At 46.3% G+C, this 21,442-nt stretch carries 18 protein-coding genes; 11 read left to right on the top strand and 7 right to left on the bottom strand.

The features are described 5' to 3' along the window. The first annotated feature begins 3 nt into the window (after positions 1 to 3). From ACFO1S_RS12060 to ACFO1S_RS12030, 7 genes are all read left to right on the top strand, one after another. The gene (locus tag ACFO1S_RS12060) at positions 4 to 840 is read left to right on the top strand and encodes a sulfurtransferase (RefSeq protein ID WP_204604962.1); all 837 of its coding nucleotides are present in this window, start codon (positions 4 to 6) and stop codon (positions 838 to 840) included. 654 nt (positions 841 to 1,494) lie between these two features. Beyond that, complete coding sequence (locus ACFO1S_RS12055) at positions 1,495 to 2,643, top strand: phosphotransferase (protein ID WP_378126833.1); 1,149 nt, start codon at positions 1,495 to 1,497, stop codon at positions 2,641 to 2,643. A gap of 1,064 nt (positions 2,644 to 3,707) precedes the next feature. Next, positions 3,708 to 4,046 carry a DUF1801 domain-containing protein gene (locus tag ACFO1S_RS12050; RefSeq protein WP_204605036.1) on the top strand — a complete coding sequence of 113 codons (339 nt, stop codon included), beginning with the start codon at positions 3,708 to 3,710 and terminating at the stop codon, positions 4,044 to 4,046. Continuing rightward, entirely contained in the window at positions 4,046 to 4,375 is a 330-nt protein-coding gene (locus tag ACFO1S_RS12045; protein ID WP_204604965.1) for an ArsR/SmtB family transcription factor, read from the top strand. The genes ACFO1S_RS12050 and ACFO1S_RS12045 overlap by 1 nt, the downstream gene beginning before the upstream one ends. 17 nt (positions 4,376 to 4,392) lie before the next feature. Beyond that, positions 4,393 to 4,887 (top strand): SRPBCC family protein, encoded by a 495-nt coding sequence (locus ACFO1S_RS12040; protein ID WP_204605037.1) that lies wholly within the window; start codon positions 4,393 to 4,395, stop codon positions 4,885 to 4,887. A gap of 406 nt (positions 4,888 to 5,293) precedes the next feature. Then, positions 5,294 to 5,476 (top strand): hypothetical protein, encoded by a 183-nt coding sequence (locus ACFO1S_RS12035; RefSeq protein WP_204604966.1) that lies wholly within the window; start codon positions 5,294 to 5,296, stop codon positions 5,474 to 5,476. Positions 5,477 to 5,799: 323 nt separating this feature from the next. Beyond that, entirely contained in the window at positions 5,800 to 7,398 is a 1,599-nt protein-coding gene (locus ACFO1S_RS12030) for a hypothetical protein (RefSeq protein WP_204604967.1), read from the top strand. A gap of 372 nt (positions 7,399 to 7,770) precedes the next feature. Here the strand turns inward: ACFO1S_RS12030 and ACFO1S_RS12025 are convergent, their stop codons facing one another. Continuing rightward, on the bottom strand, positions 7,771 to 8,535 hold the full coding sequence (locus ACFO1S_RS12025) for an SDR family oxidoreductase (RefSeq protein ID WP_204604968.1): 765 nt from the start codon (positions 8,533 to 8,535) through the stop codon (positions 7,771 to 7,773). A gap of 863 nt (positions 8,536 to 9,398) precedes the next feature. Continuing rightward, positions 9,399 to 9,821 carry a hypothetical protein gene (locus ACFO1S_RS12020; RefSeq protein ID WP_204604969.1) on the bottom strand — a complete coding sequence of 141 codons (423 nt, stop codon included), beginning with the start codon at positions 9,819 to 9,821 and terminating at the stop codon, positions 9,399 to 9,401. A gap of 602 nt (positions 9,822 to 10,423) precedes the next feature. Here ACFO1S_RS12020 and ACFO1S_RS12015 point away from each other — a divergent pair. Together ACFO1S_RS12015 and ACFO1S_RS12010 are read left to right on the top strand one after the other, a co-directional pair. Next, positions 10,424 to 12,862, top strand: coding sequence for a beta propeller repeat protein (locus ACFO1S_RS12015; RefSeq protein WP_204604971.1), 2,439 nt, complete (start codon positions 10,424 to 10,426; stop codon positions 12,860 to 12,862). A 614-nt stretch (positions 12,863 to 13,476) separates the two neighbouring features. Next, positions 13,477 to 15,537 (top strand): RCC1 domain-containing protein, encoded by a 2,061-nt coding sequence (locus ACFO1S_RS12010; RefSeq protein WP_204604972.1) that lies wholly within the window; start codon positions 13,477 to 13,479, stop codon positions 15,535 to 15,537. A 364-nt stretch (positions 15,538 to 15,901) separates the two neighbouring features. Here the strand turns inward: ACFO1S_RS12010 and ACFO1S_RS12005 are convergent, their stop codons facing one another. The 4 genes from ACFO1S_RS12005 to ACFO1S_RS11990 all read right to left on the bottom strand — a co-directional run bounded on the left by ACFO1S_RS12005 (position 15,902) and on the right by ACFO1S_RS11990 (position 17,972). Continuing rightward, positions 15,902 to 16,522 (bottom strand): class I SAM-dependent methyltransferase, encoded by a 621-nt coding sequence (locus ACFO1S_RS12005; protein WP_204604973.1) that lies wholly within the window; start codon positions 16,520 to 16,522, stop codon positions 15,902 to 15,904. Between the two features lie 5 nt (positions 16,523 to 16,527). Continuing rightward, positions 16,528 to 17,226 carry a DUF4386 domain-containing protein gene (locus ACFO1S_RS12000; RefSeq protein WP_204604974.1) on the bottom strand — a complete coding sequence of 233 codons (699 nt, stop codon included), beginning with the start codon at positions 17,224 to 17,226 and terminating at the stop codon, positions 16,528 to 16,530. Positions 17,227 to 17,305: 79 nt separating this feature from the next. Continuing rightward, on the bottom strand, positions 17,306 to 17,524 hold the full coding sequence (locus tag ACFO1S_RS11995; RefSeq protein ID WP_204604975.1) for a helix-turn-helix transcriptional regulator: 219 nt from the start codon (positions 17,522 to 17,524) through the stop codon (positions 17,306 to 17,308). Position 17,525: 1 nt separating this feature from the next. Next, positions 17,526 to 17,972, bottom strand: a complete 447-nt coding sequence (locus tag ACFO1S_RS11990) for a hypothetical protein (protein WP_204604976.1) — start codon at positions 17,970 to 17,972, stop codon at positions 17,526 to 17,528. Positions 17,973 to 18,221: 249 nt separating this feature from the next. Here ACFO1S_RS11990 and ACFO1S_RS11985 point away from each other — a divergent pair, with 249 nt between their 5' ends. Continuing rightward, positions 18,222 to 18,929, top strand: coding sequence for an ABC transporter ATP-binding protein (locus tag ACFO1S_RS11985; protein WP_204604977.1), 708 nt, complete (start codon positions 18,222 to 18,224; stop codon positions 18,927 to 18,929). Continuing rightward, positions 18,922 to 20,529, top strand: a complete 1,608-nt coding sequence (locus tag ACFO1S_RS11980) for a hypothetical protein (RefSeq protein WP_204604978.1) — start codon at positions 18,922 to 18,924, stop codon at positions 20,527 to 20,529. The genes ACFO1S_RS11985 and ACFO1S_RS11980 overlap by 8 nt, the downstream gene beginning before the upstream one ends. A gap of 163 nt (positions 20,530 to 20,692) precedes the next feature. Here ACFO1S_RS11980 and ACFO1S_RS11975 read toward each other — a convergent pair whose 3' ends face one another. Next, positions 20,693 to 21,118 (bottom strand): exosporium protein C, encoded by a 426-nt coding sequence (locus ACFO1S_RS11975; RefSeq protein ID WP_204604979.1) that lies wholly within the window; start codon positions 21,116 to 21,118, stop codon positions 20,693 to 20,695. Positions 21,119 to 21,442 lie beyond the last annotated feature (324 nt).

Genomic DNA, 21,442 nt, shown 5'->3' with positions numbered 1-21,442 from the left:
AACATGCAAAATATCGTTCCCGTCAAATGGGTGCTTGCTCGTCTGTATGAATCGGATATCGTCATCGTGGATTGCCGCTTTCAGCTCGGTCAGCCGGAGAGCGGCAGGAGAGCCTATGAGGAGGGCCATATTCCGGGAGCCATCTACCTGGACCTGGAGAAGGATTTGTCGGGACCTATCGACGAGCATGGCGGACGCCATCCGCTGCCGGATGCGGCAGAGCTGGCCGCGCGGTTCGGCAAAGCGGGCATCGGCAATGAATCGCGGGTCGTCGCTTATGACGACCAAGGCGGCGCGATGGCCTCGCGTCTGTGGTGGCTCCTTCGCTACCTGGGCCATACGAACGTATCCGTCATGGAAGGCGGCTTCTCGGCATGGAAGAACGCCGGCTGTCCGGTATCCGCGGAGCAGAAGATCATCATTCCAGCGCCGTTCCTGGCGACTGTGCAGCACAACATGCTCATTGAAGCGGATGAGGTTCGCGAATCTCTGGGAGCGGAAGGCTTTGTTCTGATCGATTCGCGCGAGACTCCCCGTTATCGCGGCGAGGTGGAGCCGATCGATCCGGTCGCGGGCCATATTCCCGGCGCGAAGAATCGGTTCTGGGCGGAAGGCCGTCGTGCCGACGGTACATGGAAAAGCGCCGATGAGCAGCGCGAGCGCTTCGCCGACTTGTCCCCGGACGACGAGATCGTCGTCTATTGCGGCTCCGGCGTCACGGCCACGCCGAACGTCATCGCCCTGCAGGAAGCGGGTTTCACTCGGGTGAAGCTTTATGCGGGGAGTTGGAGTGATTGGATCTCGTATGAGGGGAATCCGGTTGCGACGGGGGAAGAATAAGAGCCGAGAAGTCGCGTCGGACGCGGGTTGGAGGGCTGCGACAGGTTATGAGCAAGTGACCTGTGCAGCCCTCTTTGGGCTTTCCGTTCAACAATTTGCAAACAAACGGTCAAGGAAAACAGTTTCAACCCACATTCCGCATGAATAAAATGGGAATTAGTATTTAAATATTACCAGTTGGAGCAGGGAAACGACACCTTCAAGACGAAAGAAAAGGGAAAATCGTCACGGAGGCGTTCGCAATGAATAGCGAATCTATTGTTCCAGTCCACGCAGGCGCAAGCCAACTTCTCTCAGCGCTATGCGATGAGTTCGGGATCGAGCGCATTCTTAATCAAATACTGCCCTGGGATCAGGCACAATGGAAGCAATCCCCGGGTACGCATGTTAAGGCGTTAATCATTAACGCCTTATGCGCCAAGCAGCCGTTCGCGTGTTGCTGTCGATAGTGTCATATGAATCGCTCCTCTCAAAATGGGTGCAAAAAGGCCACCAAGGCTATGGCAGCAACGAACGAACAAGTTCATATATAATAATTATAAAATCTGGAAATCCAAGCGGACAAGGTATAGACCGATGGTTTAGGTGATTGTCGCGAACACGCGGACGGTAAGAATAATGAATTAATTGATTTTTTAATTAAGGGGCGGTTCTATGGTAATGAAGCTTTTAATTCAGAATAATACCAGGTTATCAATAGAGAACAAAGAGAATCAACTCTATGCTTGTTTTCAGAATATATTTGGTAAAATTGCAATAGAACTCGTAACAATTACATGTGACGATCTAGGGTATAAGACACCAAATTTTACAACGTCGGGTATCTTTCATCTGCATGGTACTATAAGAATTAAGAATGAGCAGTTGCCGTGGTCCATCATTTTAAAAGTTATTAAATCCGATAGTACTGAGACAGAGGATCCTCAACATCATAACTACTGGCGCCGAGAAGCACTCGTTTTTGGTTCAAAGCTCTTAGATGATCTTCCTGATGCAGTTCAAGCTGCAAAGGGTTATCTTGTTGAAGAACAGCAGGACGGTACCATATGGTTATGGATGGAGCATGTCAAAGGGCAGTATGCGAACTCACAGGAACAGTTTGACTTTATCGCTCGTCAGTTAGGTCGTTTTAATGGGGCGTATCTTATGGGAAAAGAAATACCTAATCAGAAATGGATATGCAAAGGCTGGTTAAAGTCATGGACAACAGCATGTCAAATGTATGCACCTAATCCAGAAGACTACATAAATCATTTACATAGGGACATTGAGTCTCGTATTTGGGCATGGTTTCAAGGTTTCAATGAACAGATCGAAAACAACTTATCATCTCTCGGTAACTTGCCACGTGTGCTAGCACATCAAGATTTGAGTCAAATGAATATGCTGATAGTTAAAAATGATTTAAAGATTGATCGATTAGTTTTGATAGACTGGCAATTCATGAGCATATCAGGTGTTGGGGAGGATCTTGCCAAGATGTTTGGAGTGAATATGAGCCTTGGTATTATCCCTCCTGATCTTTATAAAGCTTGTCAAGCTTCTTTATTTAACGCCTACATTGCAGGATTAAAGGATATGGGATGGAAGGGCGACGAAAGACAAGCTAGATATGGCTACTGCTTAGGCACTGCTTTACGAAGTGTATGGGAAGTACCCAAGTACATTTCATTAGTTGCTCAGTTAGAGAACGATCACCTAAACAAAAATCTTCAAGATAGGGTTACTCAGCTTGAGAAGATTATTAAGGTTCAAATGGAAATGGCGCTAGAAGCTGATACGTTGAAGGCGCTAAAAATATAAAACATAGCTTTGAGGGTATGCAAACAACCGTCAACAGGCTGCAAACAATAGCGTTGCAGCCTGCCCTAACCTCCCTCCACACCTTTCGGGTGCTACCTTACTTCCCATACCTTTCTAGGCGTTCCTTTCACCTCACTCGATTACCTTGGGTTACTTTGCCTTGGCTTTGACCCCACTGTTGCACAAGCCCTGTCGGTTACGGGCTTCTCGCTCCCTAAGTGCTCCTAAGCGTAGCCAAGGGTAACGGCTCAACATGGGCGTTGGGATATCTTCCAAGGCATTCCAGCCGCGTTGCTCCGAACCCCTACCTTTTGGTTTGGAACCCACTGAATATAGGGGTTCGTGGGGGGATAAGAAACTGGAGCGATTGCATCTCGTATGAGGGGAACCCGGTGGCGACAGGGGAAGAGTAAGAGCCGAGAGGCCGCGGCGGACGCGGGCTGGAGGGCTGTGACAGGTTGCTGATTGGTGACCTGTTGCGGCCCTCTTTGGGCTTTTCTGTCAACCGCTTGCAAACAAGAAGTTGGAGAAAGCAGTTGCAAGAACCCTGGAGTTAGCCACAGTTGGGCGGTCGGGTCAGGTGATTGTTGAATGAGTAGTCAAAGAGTGATTCGGCCACAACCCCGGTAGGGTCAAAAGCGAAACGCTTAGCTTCAAGGTGCTTACGCAGTCTTACATTCCAACACTCTTGAGCGTAAGAGGTTGCGGGAGACAAGCCTTTGGCGGTGTTATGGTCTTGCAGTGTTGAGTGGTATTCGTACAGAGTGAGTTCGCTTAGCATGTGTTGGACGTACTGGCGAATGTGGTCCGCAGTCAATTCGTACAGCTTGAGCGTCGGATGGTGTTCGACCAGCCATCGTTACAGGTAGCGATAGTGGTTCTTATGGTGGCGCAAAGTAACCACAGCAGAAGTTAGTCGTTCGCGTGGTGCTGTAGCATTTGACATATGAATCGCTCCGCTGTAGCGAGTAGAAAATTTTATAAAATTCCTTTACAGGAATATTCCCAATATGGTATGTTCGGCTTGTGAATGAAATTTGAGGAAAGGAGTTGATCAGGGAGTGATTAACGAAGAGGTTACCGCCTTTATCGAGAACTTGGGAGCAGTTTGGCAAATTGAGCTTTCTAAGCAACTGAGAGAGATGGTTCACCAAACCATTCCATCGGTGGAAGAACGAATTCAATACAAGAAGCCCCATTTTCTGAAAAACGGCCACTATGCCGCGGTGATTTCTCCTTCGAAGGATGCGATAGCCTTTATGATCATGAACACAACTGGGATGGAATTTCCGAAGGGCTTTGAAGGACCGCCGGAACGAAAATGGATCAAAATTAAAGAGGGAGTTTCCCCAGACTACACCGTGCTTTCCTCGCTACTCGCTCAGGCCACTCAAACGCTCTAATGGAACCGGAAACGCTCGGTGCTTTAGCAGACCCCACTCGCTTGCGGATTGTGGAGCTACTACGCAACGGTCCACTTACCGTAGGGGAAATTACGAATAAGCTTCAAATCCGGCAGCCACAAGCATCAAAACACTTAAAAGTACTTAACGAAGCAAAAATCGTTGATGTGCATCCGGTTGCAAATCGTCGGTTTTACAAGCTTAGATCCCAGCCTCTTCAGGAGATGAATAACTGGCTTAGCACGTTTCGAAGTTTGTGGGAAAATCAATTTGATCAGTTAGATGAGTATCTAACTAAACTTCAAAACCAAAGAAACCAGGAGGAATAGATGTGAGTTATAATCAGATGGAAAACCATGAAGTGCTGCTCACTCGTGAATTTAACGCCCCGCGTGAACTCGTATTCAAGGTGTGGACGGAGGCGGAACATTTTTGTAAATGGTGGGGACCAAAGGGGTTCACGCTCGAAATTCATAAAATGGATGCTCGTCCGGGAGGGGGGTTCCTTGGCTGCCAGAAATCCCCTGATGGGATGAGTATATGGGGAAAATTTGTTTATCTAGAAGTGAACGCGCCAGAAAAGCTTGTTTTCATTCAATCGTTTAGTGACGAAGAAGGGAATATAGTTCGGGCTCCTTTTAACCCGAACTGGCCTCTTGAGATTATCAACATCCTAACTTTCGCAGAAGAAGATGGAAAGACTACAGTAACATTCAGCGGCGGTCCGGTGAATGCATCTGAAGAGGAAATGGCAGCATTCGAAGCCATGAAGCCGATGGTCAAACAAGGATTCGACGGTACATTTGAGCAGCTTGATCAGTATTTGGCCAGTCAGCAATAATGGAAAGAGCGACGTTTCCGCATAGGAAACGTCGCTCTTTCTAGATAAGTGAACTTATTTGCCGGTGACTCGCCTTCGTACACCATGTTTTTCCGGTAATCTTATTTTTGAAATATTGTGTGCCAACAACAATTCAACAACTTGCAAATAAGCCCAAATTCGTCCACACTCCAGCCCATCGACCCTTCGGGTGCTACCTTGCTTCACTTGGCCTTTTGTTGGCGTTCCGTTCGGCTTGACCCAGCCACTGGTGGGGGACGCTTTGGTACTTGGCCATACGAACGTGTTCGTGCTAGACGGAGGAAATATGCTCGTCGAGATGGAGCCGCTATAGCGCGGGGCCGAACATAATCCGGGCGCATTCAACTTCTTCTGGAAAGACGGCCTCAACGAGGATGGAGGTTGGATGTCGCCGGAACAGCTTCGCGAAGATTTTGGCGGCTTCACTTTTTCGTTGGACGAGATTGTCGTATACTGCGGCTCAGGGTATACCCGCGTGAAGTTGTACGCGGGGGGCTGGAGCGATTGGATTACTTGGCAAGATAACCCGATAGCTGTTGGGGATGAAGAGAAACCGAGCAAGGCATAACAGTATTTAATCATTGAATACATCGCCAAATGGCTCAGCGTCTCTGAAGGTATTTTTATAACGGGTCATCGCTCGTATCATCGTGATGCCCAGTACAGACAGAAAAAGAGCCGGGACGCCCCACCATAGCGGTATTGCAAACTCCGGCCCCGATAAACAAGTCAACAACTTTACGTAACAAGAACGTTATTCTACGCATAATCAACGCCGTACTTATATAGACAATATTTAATAATTATTTAGCGACATGAATTATCTTTATAAAGTATAATGTTTCCAATAATCGTAACGACAAATACTTAACTAAGGTGGAAGTCAACTAGATGAAAATTCTCGCACGCAGTCTGTCCGTCGGCATCGTAGCCCTGCTTTTGCTTGCCTCCTCCTTCTCATGGACGTCTGCGGAAGGAAGCACATCGATCCTTACGAATATCTTTTTTGATTATGACATACAGTCGGAAGACGGCAGCGCCATTCCTTACGCCCTGTTGACGACTACGGACTACGGTAACGGGTATGCGAACAAGAAGGAAAAAATATCTTTTCCGCAATTAGCCGTTTCCAAGCCCGCCAACAGCTCGCTCGATATGAACCCCGGATGGACCGGTTCCGGCCAGTATGCCCAAGTCGGGTCCAAAGTCTACTGGAACGATAATTTCACGATCAAATCGAAAACAAGCCAATACGTTACCCGTTTCTATGAGTTGGATTTGTCCACACGCACGATGAAGATCGTTAAGCAATTGCAGGGAGAAAATCGGCGGTACGGGAGAATATCGGTGTTTCCTCATTCGGGAACGTACGCCGTATTTCCTGACACCTATCGTCACGAGGGGACGAACGGCGTGGAAGTGTACTCCCTCCCCTCCAACAAGTTATTAGCCAAGGTGAGCAACGCGGCCCACGATTTGCTTGAATTTGGAAACGCTGCTTACCTTCAAATTCCCGCCTACAACAGCTTCATCGTCAAGATCGTCTCCAACTCGGAAAAGAAACCGCCAGTCGGGACGCCCTATGAAAAAAACGGTAACGTATATGTTATCACCAGAACCTATGAGATGTCTTCGGACGGATCGAAGAAGGAGTTAACGCCCATCCCGGATGCATCGATCGTTCGCTCCGGATCGAAAGTCAGATGGGAGAAACAAGTCAGCAGCCTGACCTACTCTGAATATTACGATACGAAATCAAAATCATGGCTCATCGGCTACAAGTCGGCTGGCAAGTCCACCTTTACGTCTTTGACTTCACCGGGAACGTCTGCGGATGCATCTTTTTCCCCATCGAACAAGTATTTGATTGTTACTCTGTACAAGGTGCTCGACGCGAAGAAAAATACAACGAATAAATATGCCGGGAGGGGAACCTACGAGACCCTGATTGTCGATGCTAAAACGGGCAAGCTCCTTCGCAAACTGCCCGCATTTGCTCGCAAGCATACGAACCATTATTACATGTGGGATTTCGGCGATAATCTCGTCAAGGTTTATTTCTATGACCGTGCACGTAGCGGTTATTTAAACATTGAAACCGGGGTATTCGTCAGTGAATACAAGAGTATGCCGAGAGGAGCCTTCTCTTACTCGGGCAATTATGGAGAATTATTGGATCCAACACCGACACCATTCCTTGCGCTCGACTTCAGGAATATTGGGCTTCCCGCTCCCGGCGTTATTCTTTCGGATCGGGACGTATGGCTCGTCAGTCTACAAGATTTCGCGAATGCGGTCGGCGCCTCGGTGTCCAGTCAATCCGACGCATTGCAAATTTCGTTCAATGATAAAACGTGGAAAGTACCGAGCGGCTCAATCTTCAGGTTCCGGGATCACTACTTCGTACCGATTAAGGATTTGCGCACCGCGCTCGGAATAAAGCTTCAGTTGAACGGGGGAGAAAATGTCTATAAATATCCTGGTGAGTAAAGAAGGTGATTGATGGGAAGTGCGCAGCTGGAGTGATTGGATTTCGTATGAGGGCAATCCGATTGCGACGGGTGAAGAGGGCAAGGCGTAAGGTTGCGTCGGACGCGGGTTTGAGGGCTGTGTCAGGTTAGGAGCAAGATACCTGTCGTAGCCCTTTTTGGCGTTTTCGTTCAACAGCTTGCAAACAATAAAGGGAAGAAAACAGTTGCAAGAAGTCCGGAGCCAACCACAGCAGGGCGGTCGAGACAGGTTATTCTTGAATGCTAGTCCTCCCCAACGTAGCAAAACTTGCTCCGCCAAACTTTCGTCACGACTTCCGTTCGCTGCATCGCTATGACAAGCGGTAATCAACCGGAGCAAAGACCCGTTAATTTACAGATGAGATCCGCCACTTGCATCAATTAATTGACCAGTGACCCAACGGCTGTCCGACGAGGCCAGAAAGGCAGCAATATCTGCAACATCTTCAGGCTCCCCCCACCTTTTAAAGGTTGAAAGACCAGCGGCAGATTTCTGTCCATTGGGATTTTGCAACGTCCCGGCATTCATCTCTGTATTAATGATGCCAGGCTGGATGGCGTTCACCGTAATATTACGGCTCCCAAGCTGTTGAGCCAAGACGTGCGTAAGCGTGTCGACTGCACCCTTCGACATGCTGTAGGCGAAAACACTGGGGGAGGCCACACGTGTTACAAACGAAGAGATATTGATAATATGGCCTCCATCTCTCAGACGTGGTAAAGCTTGTTGGGTAACAAAAAGCGGTGCTTTGACATTAATGTTCATGACCTCGTTGAAAGATTCTTCCGTCGTCTCCTCAAAGGATACAATTTGTCCGATTCCAGCGTTATTCACAAGAATGTCAAAACGATTATCATCTGTACGTTCCTGAAGGGCTTCATCCAAAGTCGCATATAAATCATGAATGCCGTTAAGGGTACTTAAGTCAGCACCGATCGCGAATGCGGCACCTCCATTTTGCTCTATCTGATGAACAACTTCCTCTGCTTCATTTTGTCTTTTTCCATAGTGTACTGCAACTACTGCGCCCTCCTGCGCTAGACGCAACGCAATGCCACGACCAATCCCCCGGCTTGCACCGGTTACTAAAGCGATTTTACCCTTCAACTTACTCATGCCTTCATCTCCTTGTTTGGAATTCATGGTCAATTATATTGCAAGGTGACGTTTGAAATGTTGCTCTCTCATTCGGATTTCATGTTTATCGTCAATAGCCTACGGGAAGCTAAACTAACGGAACAAGATAGTTCAATTGTGATGGCTTGCAAACAACTGTTCAACAACCTGCAAACAATAACGTTCCAGCTCATCCTTCCTCCGGGGCTTCATTGCTTCACTTGGCCTTTTGTTGGCGATCCATTCGGTTTGACCCAACCACAGGGGTATACCTCACCTTGGCTCAAACCATACAGTTCCGCCAGCCCCGTCCTCCACGGGCTTCTTGCTCCACAAGTCCTCCCAAGCGTAGCCAAGGGAGGTTGTTGCACATAGGCGCTGGCATATCCTCCGAGACATTCCCGCCGCGCTGGTTGGAACCCCCACCTTTTGCCTTAGGAACATTCCGAGCATGGGGGTTCGTGGGGGGATAAGAAGCTGGAGCGATTGGATTAGTTACAGTGAGAATCCCATCGCCGCTGGGGATGAAGAATAACCGAGCAAGGCATAACAGTATCTACACAGCAAACAAGCCGCCGAGCTGCCCGAGGGCCTTGGCGGCTTGTTCAGCATGCTCGGAATCAACAAGGAGTCAACCGATTGTGCTCGAGAAGCTATTGGACATGCTTTCATCGAGGGTCGGACCGAGCGTACGCTCCCATCTCCGATATGCGATTGTATGCAGCCCTCTGTACCCATGTAGACAGACCAAGGGGGCCGGGAAGCCCCACCGCCATTGTGGTGAAGCGCCCCGACCCTGAACCTGAAGTCAACAATAAAGCATCAACCTTGGTGAATTCAACGAAAAGTCAACACAAGAAATGTTATTTACTCCCGATTAAGGCTCGCACTTTTTTCGGCAAGCTAATCACTAATTTCTTGCCATTCGAAGATGTGATGTAGATATCGTTATCTTTTATTATCGTATTTGAATAATCGGTGTCATAATAGCCGAACAAACCCATGTCAGTATAGTTGGATGCACCTACATCGTCCCAATAAATATTGAATCTGTACCAGTCAGAGCCACTTCTTGAATCTGCGTAATTAGGATAATGTACAATAGAAATTGGGACTTCTTGAAATTCGTATAATGTCTTGCCGCTCTTGATTACTTCTACTCTACAATTTTGAGTTTCAGAGAAAGTCTTCCCTTCGTATGTTCTTTCATATTTAACTTTAATTTTATGAATCGAATTAAAGTTTCTCCACGCAGTTTTATATGAAAGAGACTTAGGTTTTTTCATTTTCTGCTAACACATCCTTTATCTGATTTACAAGATAAAGTATCACTTCATGCTTTTTCTTGCAAGAGTTTACCAAATTAATGTGCGTATCGACCGATATTACAGCTCAGCTAGTCTTAGTATTATGTTGGTTTCATTTGCCGCCAGAATGAGAAGCTGGCAGCGCTGGATTTCGCTCATGAGCCGCTCGAGCGTGCCGCCACGTTTGGCTTCGGCCAGTCGTATCACAAGCTCTGCTACGGTGTAGAACTTCACCATCATGCTTAGCATGGGCTTGCATACATGCCCTAGTTGCTCTTCTCGACAGCTACTTGTCGTTGGCAATGGCTTGGGTAGGGGATATACAATTATGGTAGATATTCGTATAATGGGTAATTAAACGTATAGGGTATTGCTTCGATGAAATCTCTCGTTCTTATGAGGGCTAAAAGTGTAAAAAGAAGGGTAGGGAGAGAGGATTGGGGAGAATTCCGGGAGTTTGTTTGCTTGTGTTAACGTTTATCCTATCGGGCTGGGGGATTGGGGTTGCGGAAATACATGCGGCGTCCAGTTCCAACAGCATCCAGTGGTATAGCGCATCGAGTCAGATGGTGTCTAATAACTTGAACGATGTCGTCGTGAATGACCGTCAAATTTATGTTGCGGTTGGGGATGAAGGAACGATATTGTCTTCTTCTGATGCGAGAACCTGGAGACCGGCGAATTATGCAGGCAGGGAACACTTAACGACGGTGGTTACGAACGGCCGAGCTTTTGTCGCAGTCGGGGAGAAAACGATGATGTCTTCGACGGATGGCGTCAACTGGTCCAACGGAAAATGGAGCAAAGATTATACGTTTGGGGAACTCATTTCTCCCGCATACAAGAAGGAGAAAGATAAAAACTATACGATCGATTGGAAAACCAAACTCCCCTTCTCTTCTTTGAGATTCAGCGGCGTGATCTGGGATGGAGAACGCTTCGTAGCGTTGGGGTATTGGAGCGCGACAGCGGGCAAACTCAAAAAGAACAGCAAGGAAAAGTCCTCCAAGGCTTGGCTATCTGGATCGTTTGCCATAACTTCGGCAGATGGCCGCGCATGGAAGCTTCAAAGTATAGATTCGCAGGTCGGCAAGCTTGTTTTCACCGGGAAGCAATATGTAGCGATGAGCTTCAACAGGGTCTATATCTCTACTGACTTGGCTGAGTGGAAAGAATATGTTCCAGAAGCTTTCAAATTAAGAACCGCATTTACAATAAAAGATTTGATGTATCGGAACGGGATGTATATTGCCGTCTACTGGGATCCCGGCATCAGCGCCCAGACCGGAGTGATATACACGTCAAGGGATGGGGTCAATTGGAAAGAAAACACCTCCGGATTTAAGAATAGGGTCCTGAACACGATTTTATGGGATGGGAAGCAGTATTGGATCGGTGGTGCCCATGGCCTCTTGCTGCGTTCCGATAACGTCACGGACTGGGAGCACTGGAAGGATGCCGTCAATAATCCGTGGGACGATGTGGATTTCGCCGGTCAGGACGCCGCCATTAACAAGATGATTTACGACGGTAAGCGCTACGTTCTGGTGGGAAATCGCGGAACCATTATTATCTCCGACAAATTAATGGACGCTGAAATTGTCCGCCAGCGAACAGCCGCCGATTTAAGGTATATCGATTATGATGGCAGCCGTTACGTTGCCGGAGGAAGAATGGGTTCCATTGTGGAATCCCGAAATGGTTACGATTGGCAGGCTGCGAATTTGGACGGTTTTACATATTCGTATTTTCATTGGACTGGAATCGCTGTGGGAGATGGCATCGGTATTGCTCTCGGTCGAGTGCAGGACGGCCTTTACGCCGAAAACGAGGAGTATTTTTATTCTCCGCGCCCAGGCGTTTGGGAGAGGAAGAAGTTTCCGTTGCAGGTTAGGACTCCGGACGGTGTAGAATTCAGAGACGGAAAGTTCTACGTGTACGATGAAGGTGGCTACATTACTTCAGCGGATGGAATCAATTGGAGCAAGCGGGTCAAGCTAAACCCGCCCATGGCCAAGGTCGTCTCCAATGACAGCCTCAGGGTCGGACTGACGGCGAGTACAATCGACAAGACGAGCACATTACGCTCCGGGGGTGATGTGTATATGTCACTTGACGGATCGAAGTGGAAAAATTCGAAAATCGTGCAAAACAATAAAAGCTTACCGTTCGTCGGCGAAGACCTTGTATGGAACGGCAAAAACTTCATAGCCGCTGGCGTAACGTGGCTGAATCCTCCGAATTATGAACCTGCGGTCTTCTCGTCCGCGGACGGCTTGTCCTGGAGCTACAAACTGACAGAAGCCCGATTTGAAAGCATTGCCTGCAGCAAGCAAGCTTGTGTTGCGGCAAGTGAAAGCGGCGACCTATATGCCTCTAACAGCGATTTGAGTTTCAAGGCATCCCCGAGGCCAACTCAACATCGCATTCTAAAGGTATTGTGGGACGGAGACAAATTTATCGCCCTGGGCAAGAGCGGCACCATTCTAGTATCCAAAAAACCAGTTCGCGCAGGCAACGATACTGTGGAAGAGCAGATCGTGCCGTTCATGATCAAATTCGACCAGCAAGCGGAAGATATTTCAAGACAGTTACAGGAAAAGGAAGAAGCCTCATTTCGCGCTGAAGCAGAGAAGCGGGTCGAGGTGGTCAAACGAATCGGAATAGAGCACGAATACTCTCCTTTCGTCGAAGAAAAATATAATGAGTGGTTGTGCAGCTTGGATTCCATCGAGCAGATTCATTATCGGATTTATAAATCAGGCGAGTATCGAAACAAGCTATCATTCGCCGTGTTCTTCAATGGTATTGACCGCAGGCAGCTGAGTACAGTCGGCGAGATTATCAGCGAGCATACGGGAGCCTCAATGGGCGAGGTAAACACTGCGCTGAAAGCAATCGTAGACGGAGCGGGGAACGCAAATGGAACTACTCAGGTTGGCAACACTTTGATCCAATATAAGCTAGCCCTTGTACAAGGCGAATACTATCAATATGGCGAGCTCGAAGTTTGGTATTGAAATAAGGAATACGTAGAAAGCAGCCAAACTTGGCCGTGGAGGTTTCTAGGGAAAGTGCCTATTTGCTTTATGCTTCGGTTAGCAAAGAAAAACCGATAGAGCAACTTTTTAGATGATCGGATTGGGTTTCGTACAGCGAGAATCCGGTGGCGGTGGGGGACGAAGAAGAACGGAAAGACGGATAGCAGTGTCTTACAAAGAATACATCGCCATGTGGCCTAAAAGCCCTGGCGATGTATTTTTTTCGTCTCGAAGTCAACACGGAGTCAACAATCGTGAGCTGTATTACTTTCGGCGAGAAGACTGCGTAATTTCCATTTCTGTATGCCATAATGAAAGTAATTCTCCTTTTTCTGAATAATAGTCATAAATAAAAACATCTAGATCCACTCTCAAAAGAATGTCAGATCTAGGTGAGTTTAATGTATTGGTGGCGCTGTTCGTCCTCTTGTTGGCGAGGGCTTACTTTTGCGGTAGGATCGACGGAACCCAAGTGCCCCCCCACCGAGAATGCTCATTTTCAAATAAACATCAACGAAAATAAAGGAAATAATTCCTATTCCAGCGAAGTTCGATTTAAATACTATTTCTACATATTGAGGAGATTTTCAAAAATGCGTTCAGTATATTCCAAGTTATTTAATGTACTTGTTCTTTGCTTCTTACTGTTTTATCTTCCGACTTACGCTAGTGTATCCGCGGCTACTACGAGTGGTCAGGACGTGACATTCACGGATGTTGCGGGAGAATATTATCATTTTTTAGCCTTAGATGTTAAGGGAAACGTGTGGGGTTGGGGGAATAATATTTCAGGCCAACTAGGTGAAGACAATAGTAGCTATCATACCGTGCCCGTACGGATCAAAGGGATCGAGAATGTAAAGCTCATTGACGCAGGATATGATCATTCAACCGTCGTAAAGCAAGACGGGACAGTGTGGGTATTGGGCGCAAACCAAGGAGACTCACAGCCTAGACAAGTGAAAGGGATATCGGAAGTAATCGACATAGCGGACAGCGCCTACTTTACTTTGGCTCTTCGCAAAGATGGCACGGTGTGGGGCTGGGGAAGAAATGATGCCGGTCAACTAGGGAACGGTCAAAATGGCGATGACGAAGCATTGCCGGTCCAAGTTCGATCACTCTCCCATGTCACAGCAATCTCAGCTTCCTTCGATGAAAGTCTCGCCGTCACATCGGATGGGGATGTGTGGAGATGGGGTGCGGTCGTTAAATGCATCGGCAATACATGTAAGAAAGAAATCGTAAACTCACCGGTTCTGTTTGAAGGTTTAAGTAACGTAAAATCTTTATCCGATGGTATAGCGCTTCTGCAAGATGGTACTGTTGCAAAATGGGGTGTTAATTATCAGGGAAGTATCGGAACCGGGAATATGGAATATAGCTACTTTCCTGATCCACTCCTGATGCCTTCCTTAAAAGACATTATTCAGGTTTCGAAAACTCGCGCGGTTACGAAAGATGGACTGGTTTGGTCTTGGGGTCCGAATGAATGCGGTCAGGTAGGCGATGGAACGACGGAACCTCGGCCTAGACCTATTAAGCTGAGTAAGATTGACAATGTAGCAGATATTACGAGCGGAGAAGAAATTACGGTTGCCCTTACTCGGGATGGAAAGCTATATGAGTGGGGAAATAACGATAATGGGCAAATTTCCAACGAATCCGCAAATATAATGCCCCCTACTCCGGTTCCTATGACGCGTCAGATTGTAGCCTATGCATTGCCTATCCCTTGGCACCCCAGTGATTGGACTTACGCATGGACTTACTTAGATGACAAGGGCTCGATCGTGAAAGACCATCAAGTCTATTTTCGGGTCAAACCGTTCTCGGAAGGACTCGCAGCCGTTCATCGTGCTTCCAACAACTTATGGACTTTTATTAACGTTAACGGGGAACCTGCGTTCTCGAACAATTACAAGGTTGTCAAAGAATTTCATCAAGGTAGGGCTGCAGTTAAAGATCAGGACGGCTGGCAATTCATTAATACAAAAGGTGAATTTATTGGACATGACCGTTATCCAAACGTGGACAATTTCGCTAATGGACTTGCCCCAGTGCTAAAGGGTAAGAAGTGGGGATATATTGATTTATCCGGGAAAATGGCGATTGCTCCACAATTTTCATCGGCACAGTCATTTGCCAACGGTCTGGCGGCTGTAAAAATGAATGGGAAGTGGGGATTCATCGATACAAAAGGAAAAGTCGTTATCAAAGCGGTGTATACAGCCGTTGGGCCCTTTACAGGACAAGCGGCTGCTGTCAATCAGAACGGTAAATGGGGCTATATAAATAAAACCGGGGTTTGGACAATAAAACCTCAGTACGAAGACGCGAAGGCATTTTCAACTACTCCATTGGCCCCTGTAAAAATAAAAGGAAAGTGGGGCTATATCAATCTTGAAGGCAAGTTGTTAATTTCTCCGCAATATGAAGATGCTGCTCCTTTTCAAGAGGGTTTAGCCAGCGTGAAGAAAAACGGACTTTGGGCGATAATTAACAGCAAAGGTAAATTGCTGACGTCATTTGAATTTGTTGAGGTTCAACCGTACAACAACAAGTTTGCTTGGGTTGTTACCAAAACAGACAATGGCTATATTGATTCTGTAGGCAAGTGGTATTACAAGGACAAGATCGTTAAACTTCCTTGAGTCCAGAGAAGAACGACAGCTGGAGTGATTGGATTTCGTATGGCTAGAATTCGATCGCGACAGGGGAAGAAGAATAGGCGTAAGGTCGCGTCGGACGCTGGTTTGGGGGCTGTGACAGGTGGTAAGCAAGTAACCTGTTCCGGGCAATCTGTTGTTGTGTTGCCATGTTTTTTTGGTCCGTCCTTGTCGGCGGTGTTCATCCGTCTGTCACCGCCGCGACAACAAATGGCAGTCAACCGGGGAAAAGGACTCCCGAGTGACTGCCACGAATTTTGGGGCTGTTCGGTTTTAGGTGACAGCTGATCAAGGACGGAGGACATAAGTAACGGCGAAATATTTGGTGAAACGGCTCCTTTGTAACCTATCACTTCTTCCTAGCAACAATGAAATATTCCTGAGAACTTTTCTTCAAGCAATCCGTTTCGACAATAGAAAAATTCCCTTCCTCGATTGTTTCGACTAAATTGCGTATTTTAAATGATCTGATATTCGGCATTAAACCAACTCTGCCTGCAAACCATAACAAGTTTTTTAGAACGATCTTTTCGCCCACGCATGGTGTTGCAGAAATCAATAATCCTCCTGGTTTCAACAGTTCATTCATTCTTTGCAGAACGATCTGTACATCTTCCAACAAATGCAGTACATGAAAGACCATGACGACATCGAATGAGCCTTTCTCATACCTTTCCTCAAAAATGGTTGTGTGAGCATAGTTAATATTTGCAATGTTCCGCTCTTTTGCCTTGTTTTCAGCAATTGCGATCATCTTAGAAGATATATCAATCGCATGAATCCCTTTCACATATTCTGCAATTTCGTTTGATATCAATCCAGTCCCACAGCCGTAATCCAAAACAATGTCGCTTATTTTGAGATGCGTTTTCGTTCTATTTATTATATTGATGTAAGTTTGTTCATCCTTCATCTCTAATTGATCATATTTACTTGCTGTTTTGTCCCAAAAGCTTTCTGATTTATTCATTTCAGTTACACCTTCTTTTGTAGAACATCCGCCCGGTTGAATCCTTTAATGATTAGCCATATAGCCAGAACCAATTGTTGAAAGGCTATTGGAATGTTCAACATCATGTATGTTGCATCCAGACCGATGAAGCGAATCATAAATAATAAGCTTGCCAATATGGACAATGTAGACCCAATAAGACCCGAAACTGACAACCAACGTGGGACTAATTTTGTTTGGTAAAATATGCAGTTAATCAACAACATAGCTACAACAAATGTAAGTGTCGTTGCCACATGGTTCACCAAATCACGTCCTTCACGTAACAATCCGCCCAGGGTCTGAAAATACGAACCATTCAGGGCTTCAACTTTTGCAAATTCGTGGCTTAACGTCAATAGCAATAGAAGAAGGAGTACACCAATAATAATGAATACACCCGCAATGATGCCGAAAGCAACAGATCCAAGAGCTAAACCTTTATTATGCTTACTTAAAATCGGATACATCGAAATAGGAATACCAACATATGGAACAACCATTAACAACTGGAAAAATGCTCCTATTAGTACCTGGTTTTCCTTAGTAGATGCTTGGACAAGGTAGTCTGCTCCATCTATAACAGGAACAACGCTAAATATACCTGTAACCAACCCGGCTATAAATAACACCCCAGTAATTACTGCAGACCTTCTACCTGAATTTGTACTCTTCCTCAACATAATTAACCTCCTTATAAAGGACGCGCGAATTAAGAGGTCAAAGAAGTTTCGATTATAAAAACCCCAGTTTTATCCGCCATTATTGCTCATCATTATATTGGAAGACCTCTTCGATGGATTTTCCGAAAACACGCGCGATGCGAAAAGCCAACTCCAATGAAGGGGAATAATTCCCCTTCTCGATAGCAAAAATCGTTTGTCTGGTGACCCCAGCCTTATCCGCTAATTGCTGCTGGGTCATCTCGTTATGATGAAAGCGAAGATTCCGTATATGATTGCTGATCGCATCCTTTCCCATGTTAAACACCTTTTCTATAGAAGTATAATTGAGCGATACGTCCCAGTAGATCGGATAAAAAACCGAAGAGAATCAACCCAAGAAACGTTAAGTAAGTTGGAAGATCCGTAACGAGCGGAATCATGGATAAAATAAACCCGAGGAAAAATACATAAAGCGAAATCCGGTCTGCCTTCAACTCGATGATCTTATCAAACTCATCTTCAAAAGAAGGCTCATCTTCATTCGTGGTGATCTTATTGAGGATGACAAACACGATATGAATGATAACCTTAGCTACAATAGACACCGGGAGCAGCACCAGAATAAAGGAACCCCAAAAACTGAAGTCGCTGGCCGAAGTGATGCTGACTTCCTCGGCATTTTTTATCGCGTATAAAGTGTAGAGGGTGAAGATGAGAATACTGCTGATGACGGAAACATAAATTTTTTTTTCTTGATAGGACATATTGACCTCCAGATTAAAGTATAATTTACAAAAAGTAAACTAAACTATACATAATATAATTAAAACTAGATCCTTTGTCAAGTTTACTTTACAATCAGGCTATTAACTAATTTTCGGATGACGATTTGGTTTCGGGCTCCCAAGATCCACCAGAATTCCGAAGTCCACATGCCGTTGGAAACCTTGCCGCTCCTTGTGTCGTAGATAAACAAAGGATAAGTTTCTTGCGTACATACGGAGGTGTTACAATTGCGTTTGGTCATAGAGGATATCGTTAAACGATTTGAGGATAAACAGGTGCTCCAGGAAGCAGGATTCACCTTTGAGAAAGGGAAGATTTATGGTCTGCTCGGTCGCAATGGAGCGGGTAAGACGACGCTGTTTAACTGCTTAAGCGGAGAGATGGCCACGGAGGGCGGACAGGTGCTTCTGGAGGAGAATGGCCACATGCGGAAGCTTAGCGAGCAGGATGTCGGGTATGTCTATTCGCTTCCGATTCTCCCTGAATTTCTAACGGGTTATGAATTTGTCAAATTCTTTATGGATATTAATCGGGACAAGCTGACGATGGACCAGAGGATTGATCACTATTTTGATAGGATGAGCATGACCACGGAGGACCGACACAGGCTTATTAAAAATTACTCGCACGGGATGAAGAATAAGCTGCAGATGCTGTTGTTCCTTATGACGAAACCGCCGGTAATTCTACTAGATGAGCCACTCACTTCCTTCGACGTGATTGTCGCTTTGGAGATGAAGAATATGCTGCGGGAGATGAAGCGAGATCACATTCTGATCTTCTCTACGCATATCCTTCAATTGGCCTCGGATCTGTGCGATGAACTGGTCTTACTGAACAATGGAAAATTGTCCGGCGTGCCGTCTGAGTTGCTGAATAGCAATGAGTTTGAGCAATCCGTCATTAATCTGCTGAAGGACGAGACTCATGTTTAGAACGATTAATACGCTGCTGGCTATTCGCACATCCATCACGGTTAATCTGCTCATTTATTACATTCAGAAGTTGCCACTGATCGGCAAGCTGATAAAAGAAAGCTTCTACGCAAATCTGAATCTCAAAAAGGCCGTTTCCGTCATCGCGTTTCTGCTTACCCAGTTGTGGGGATTTATGATTAGGTTCGCTTATGTAGGGATACTTGTCTACTTGCCCGTTGTCAGTTTAGGGGAAGGATTGACAGAGGAACAAAGCTTGCGGCAGTTCGTTCATATTTTCACAATCATCAGCTTTATGGTGGCTAGCGTTAGCAGTGTGACCGTATTAGAGCCGAAGCGGGAAAAATATGTCGCGGTGAAGCTCATGAAATTGTCACCAACGAGGTACATGAAGGCTTCGCTTGGATATCGTTATGTGACATTTCTAGTCTATCTATTGCCTGCCTTGCTCCTGTTCGCAACGCTTGTGGGAGCAACTATTGCAGAGGCAGTTCTACTTACAGCTTTGACAACGCTGTGGCGGATTTTGGCGGAGTATGCACATCTCAAGCTTTTTGAGAAAACTGGCATGGTGCTGATCAAGCATAACGTCATCATCTGGAGCGTCATTGTTCTTGGTTATGCTGTTGCGTATTTGCCGCTGCTGTTCCAATGGGTACCGTCAACCGAAACGGTTCTGCTGAGTCTGCCTGTCTGCTTCGTAATTGCGGCGGGTGGCCTATTTGCGGCGGTTAAGCTGGCCCGTTATTCCGGTTACAGAGAAGCGGTTGATGCCGCAAGCAAAAGGGATGACCCGCTGCTGAACCTAGGTAAAATGATGTCGGAAGCAGAGAAGAAGAGCGTTAGGGTGAAGGACAGCGATTATAAGGTGGAGCGGGAGCAGCAGGACAAGCTAGAGTCTAAGAAAGGCTATGCCTATCTGAACTCGCTCTTCTTCGTCAGACATCGCAGTCTGATCAGAGGCCCAGTTAACAAACGATTAGCCATCATCGGTGCTTTCGGAGTGGCAGGCGTGATTCTCATGGTTCTATTTCAGGAGCAAGTACAGCACCTTGAATGGAAAGTGGAAGGAATCTTCCCCATCTTGGGTATGATCATGTATTTCGTGACCGTAGGAGAAAAGATATGCAAGGCGATGTTCTACAATTGCGATCTCAGTCTGCTGCGGTATGGCTTTTATCGAAACGCGGCTTATGAACATTTTCGGATTCGGTTTGGAAAAGTGTTAGGAATGAACCTATCGATTGCGGCCGCTCTTGGGGTGTCACTGACAGCTATCGCCGCTTCAGCCGGAGAGGGGTGGCTGAGTAGAGAGTTGCTCATGATTTGGATATGTGTCATTTCTCTGTCTGTTTTTTTCACTGTTCATCATTTATTTATGTATTACATTTTCCAGCCGTATTCTACGGAGCTGAATTTGAAAAATCCTCTGTACTATTTAGTAAACATGGCCGTATCGTCCGCGTGCGGAGTCAGCATTGTTTTGCGAGTGCCGAGCTCCTTACTTACAGCGGTTATTCTTACTGTGACATTGATTTATCTATTGGTCGCGTTTGTTTTGGTACGCAGGTATGGGCTTCGCACGTTCCGCGTGAAATAACTAGGTGCCCAATCCCAAGCTCTCTGGCTAGGGGTACAATTTCTTTTTCAATGCTTCTGTTGAATTGCGAAGCAAAGCAGCCCATCCTCCGACGAGGAACGAGCTGCTTTTTTACGTTTAAGTCTTTTTCATTTAGAAGCGGCCCGTTCTCTTAAAATTAAGGTCAGGATCTCGTTTTAACGGCTAACCCGCTAAACGATATTGGCCCAACAATGTCGGCTCTTGTATTTGCGGTACGGTTTTCTGCCGTGACTGTGTATACATGAGTGCCTGATCTTACATTTCGATCTTCCGCCTGGAATGTAACGGCATAATTTTGTTCAGAGCCGACAGATTCGATACCTTGCAGTGTGTTGAAGATCTCAATTCCATTACGGAATATCCTAAAAAGAATTTGCGCAATGCCAGTGACGCCGCGAACACCCACTGTCGCTACCAAATCTACGCGGTTCGGTTGAGAATTCAAGGGAATCCGAATCGTGATGGTTGCAAGAAGAGATCTTGCCGGTGAACGCCGGATGATAAAAGAGTTTGCCAAATTGAATCTACGTCTCGGCTGGGCGGCCGCTTTGTCGAGAATACGGGCCATAATATCAACTCCTTATTTTGATATCATCAAGATATGCCGGACGAGAATAGATGCTTAGACGATTCTTCAAGTTGCTTGAAATTGATGTAGGTGCATTAAGTACGATAGTGTATTCGAGATCATCTTACAGTAAGAGTCCGATTGCGACGGGGGAAGATCCGAGAGGCCGCGTCGGACGCGGTCTTGAGAGCTATGACAGGTTTGGAGTAAGTGACCCGGAAGAGGCCGAAAAATCTAGCGGAGGGTGCAGGGTGATCGTAGCCGAAGTCAATCGGTCGCGCGTTGCACAAGGTATACTCTATGAGTTTGCCGAAGTTATTATGA

Source organism: Cohnella boryungensis (assembly GCF_042651945.1).
GTDB classification, from domain to species: Bacteria; Bacillota; Bacilli; order Paenibacillales; family Paenibacillaceae; genus Cohnella; species Cohnella boryungensis.
This window is presented reverse-complemented; position numbering and strand designations above follow the sequence as displayed.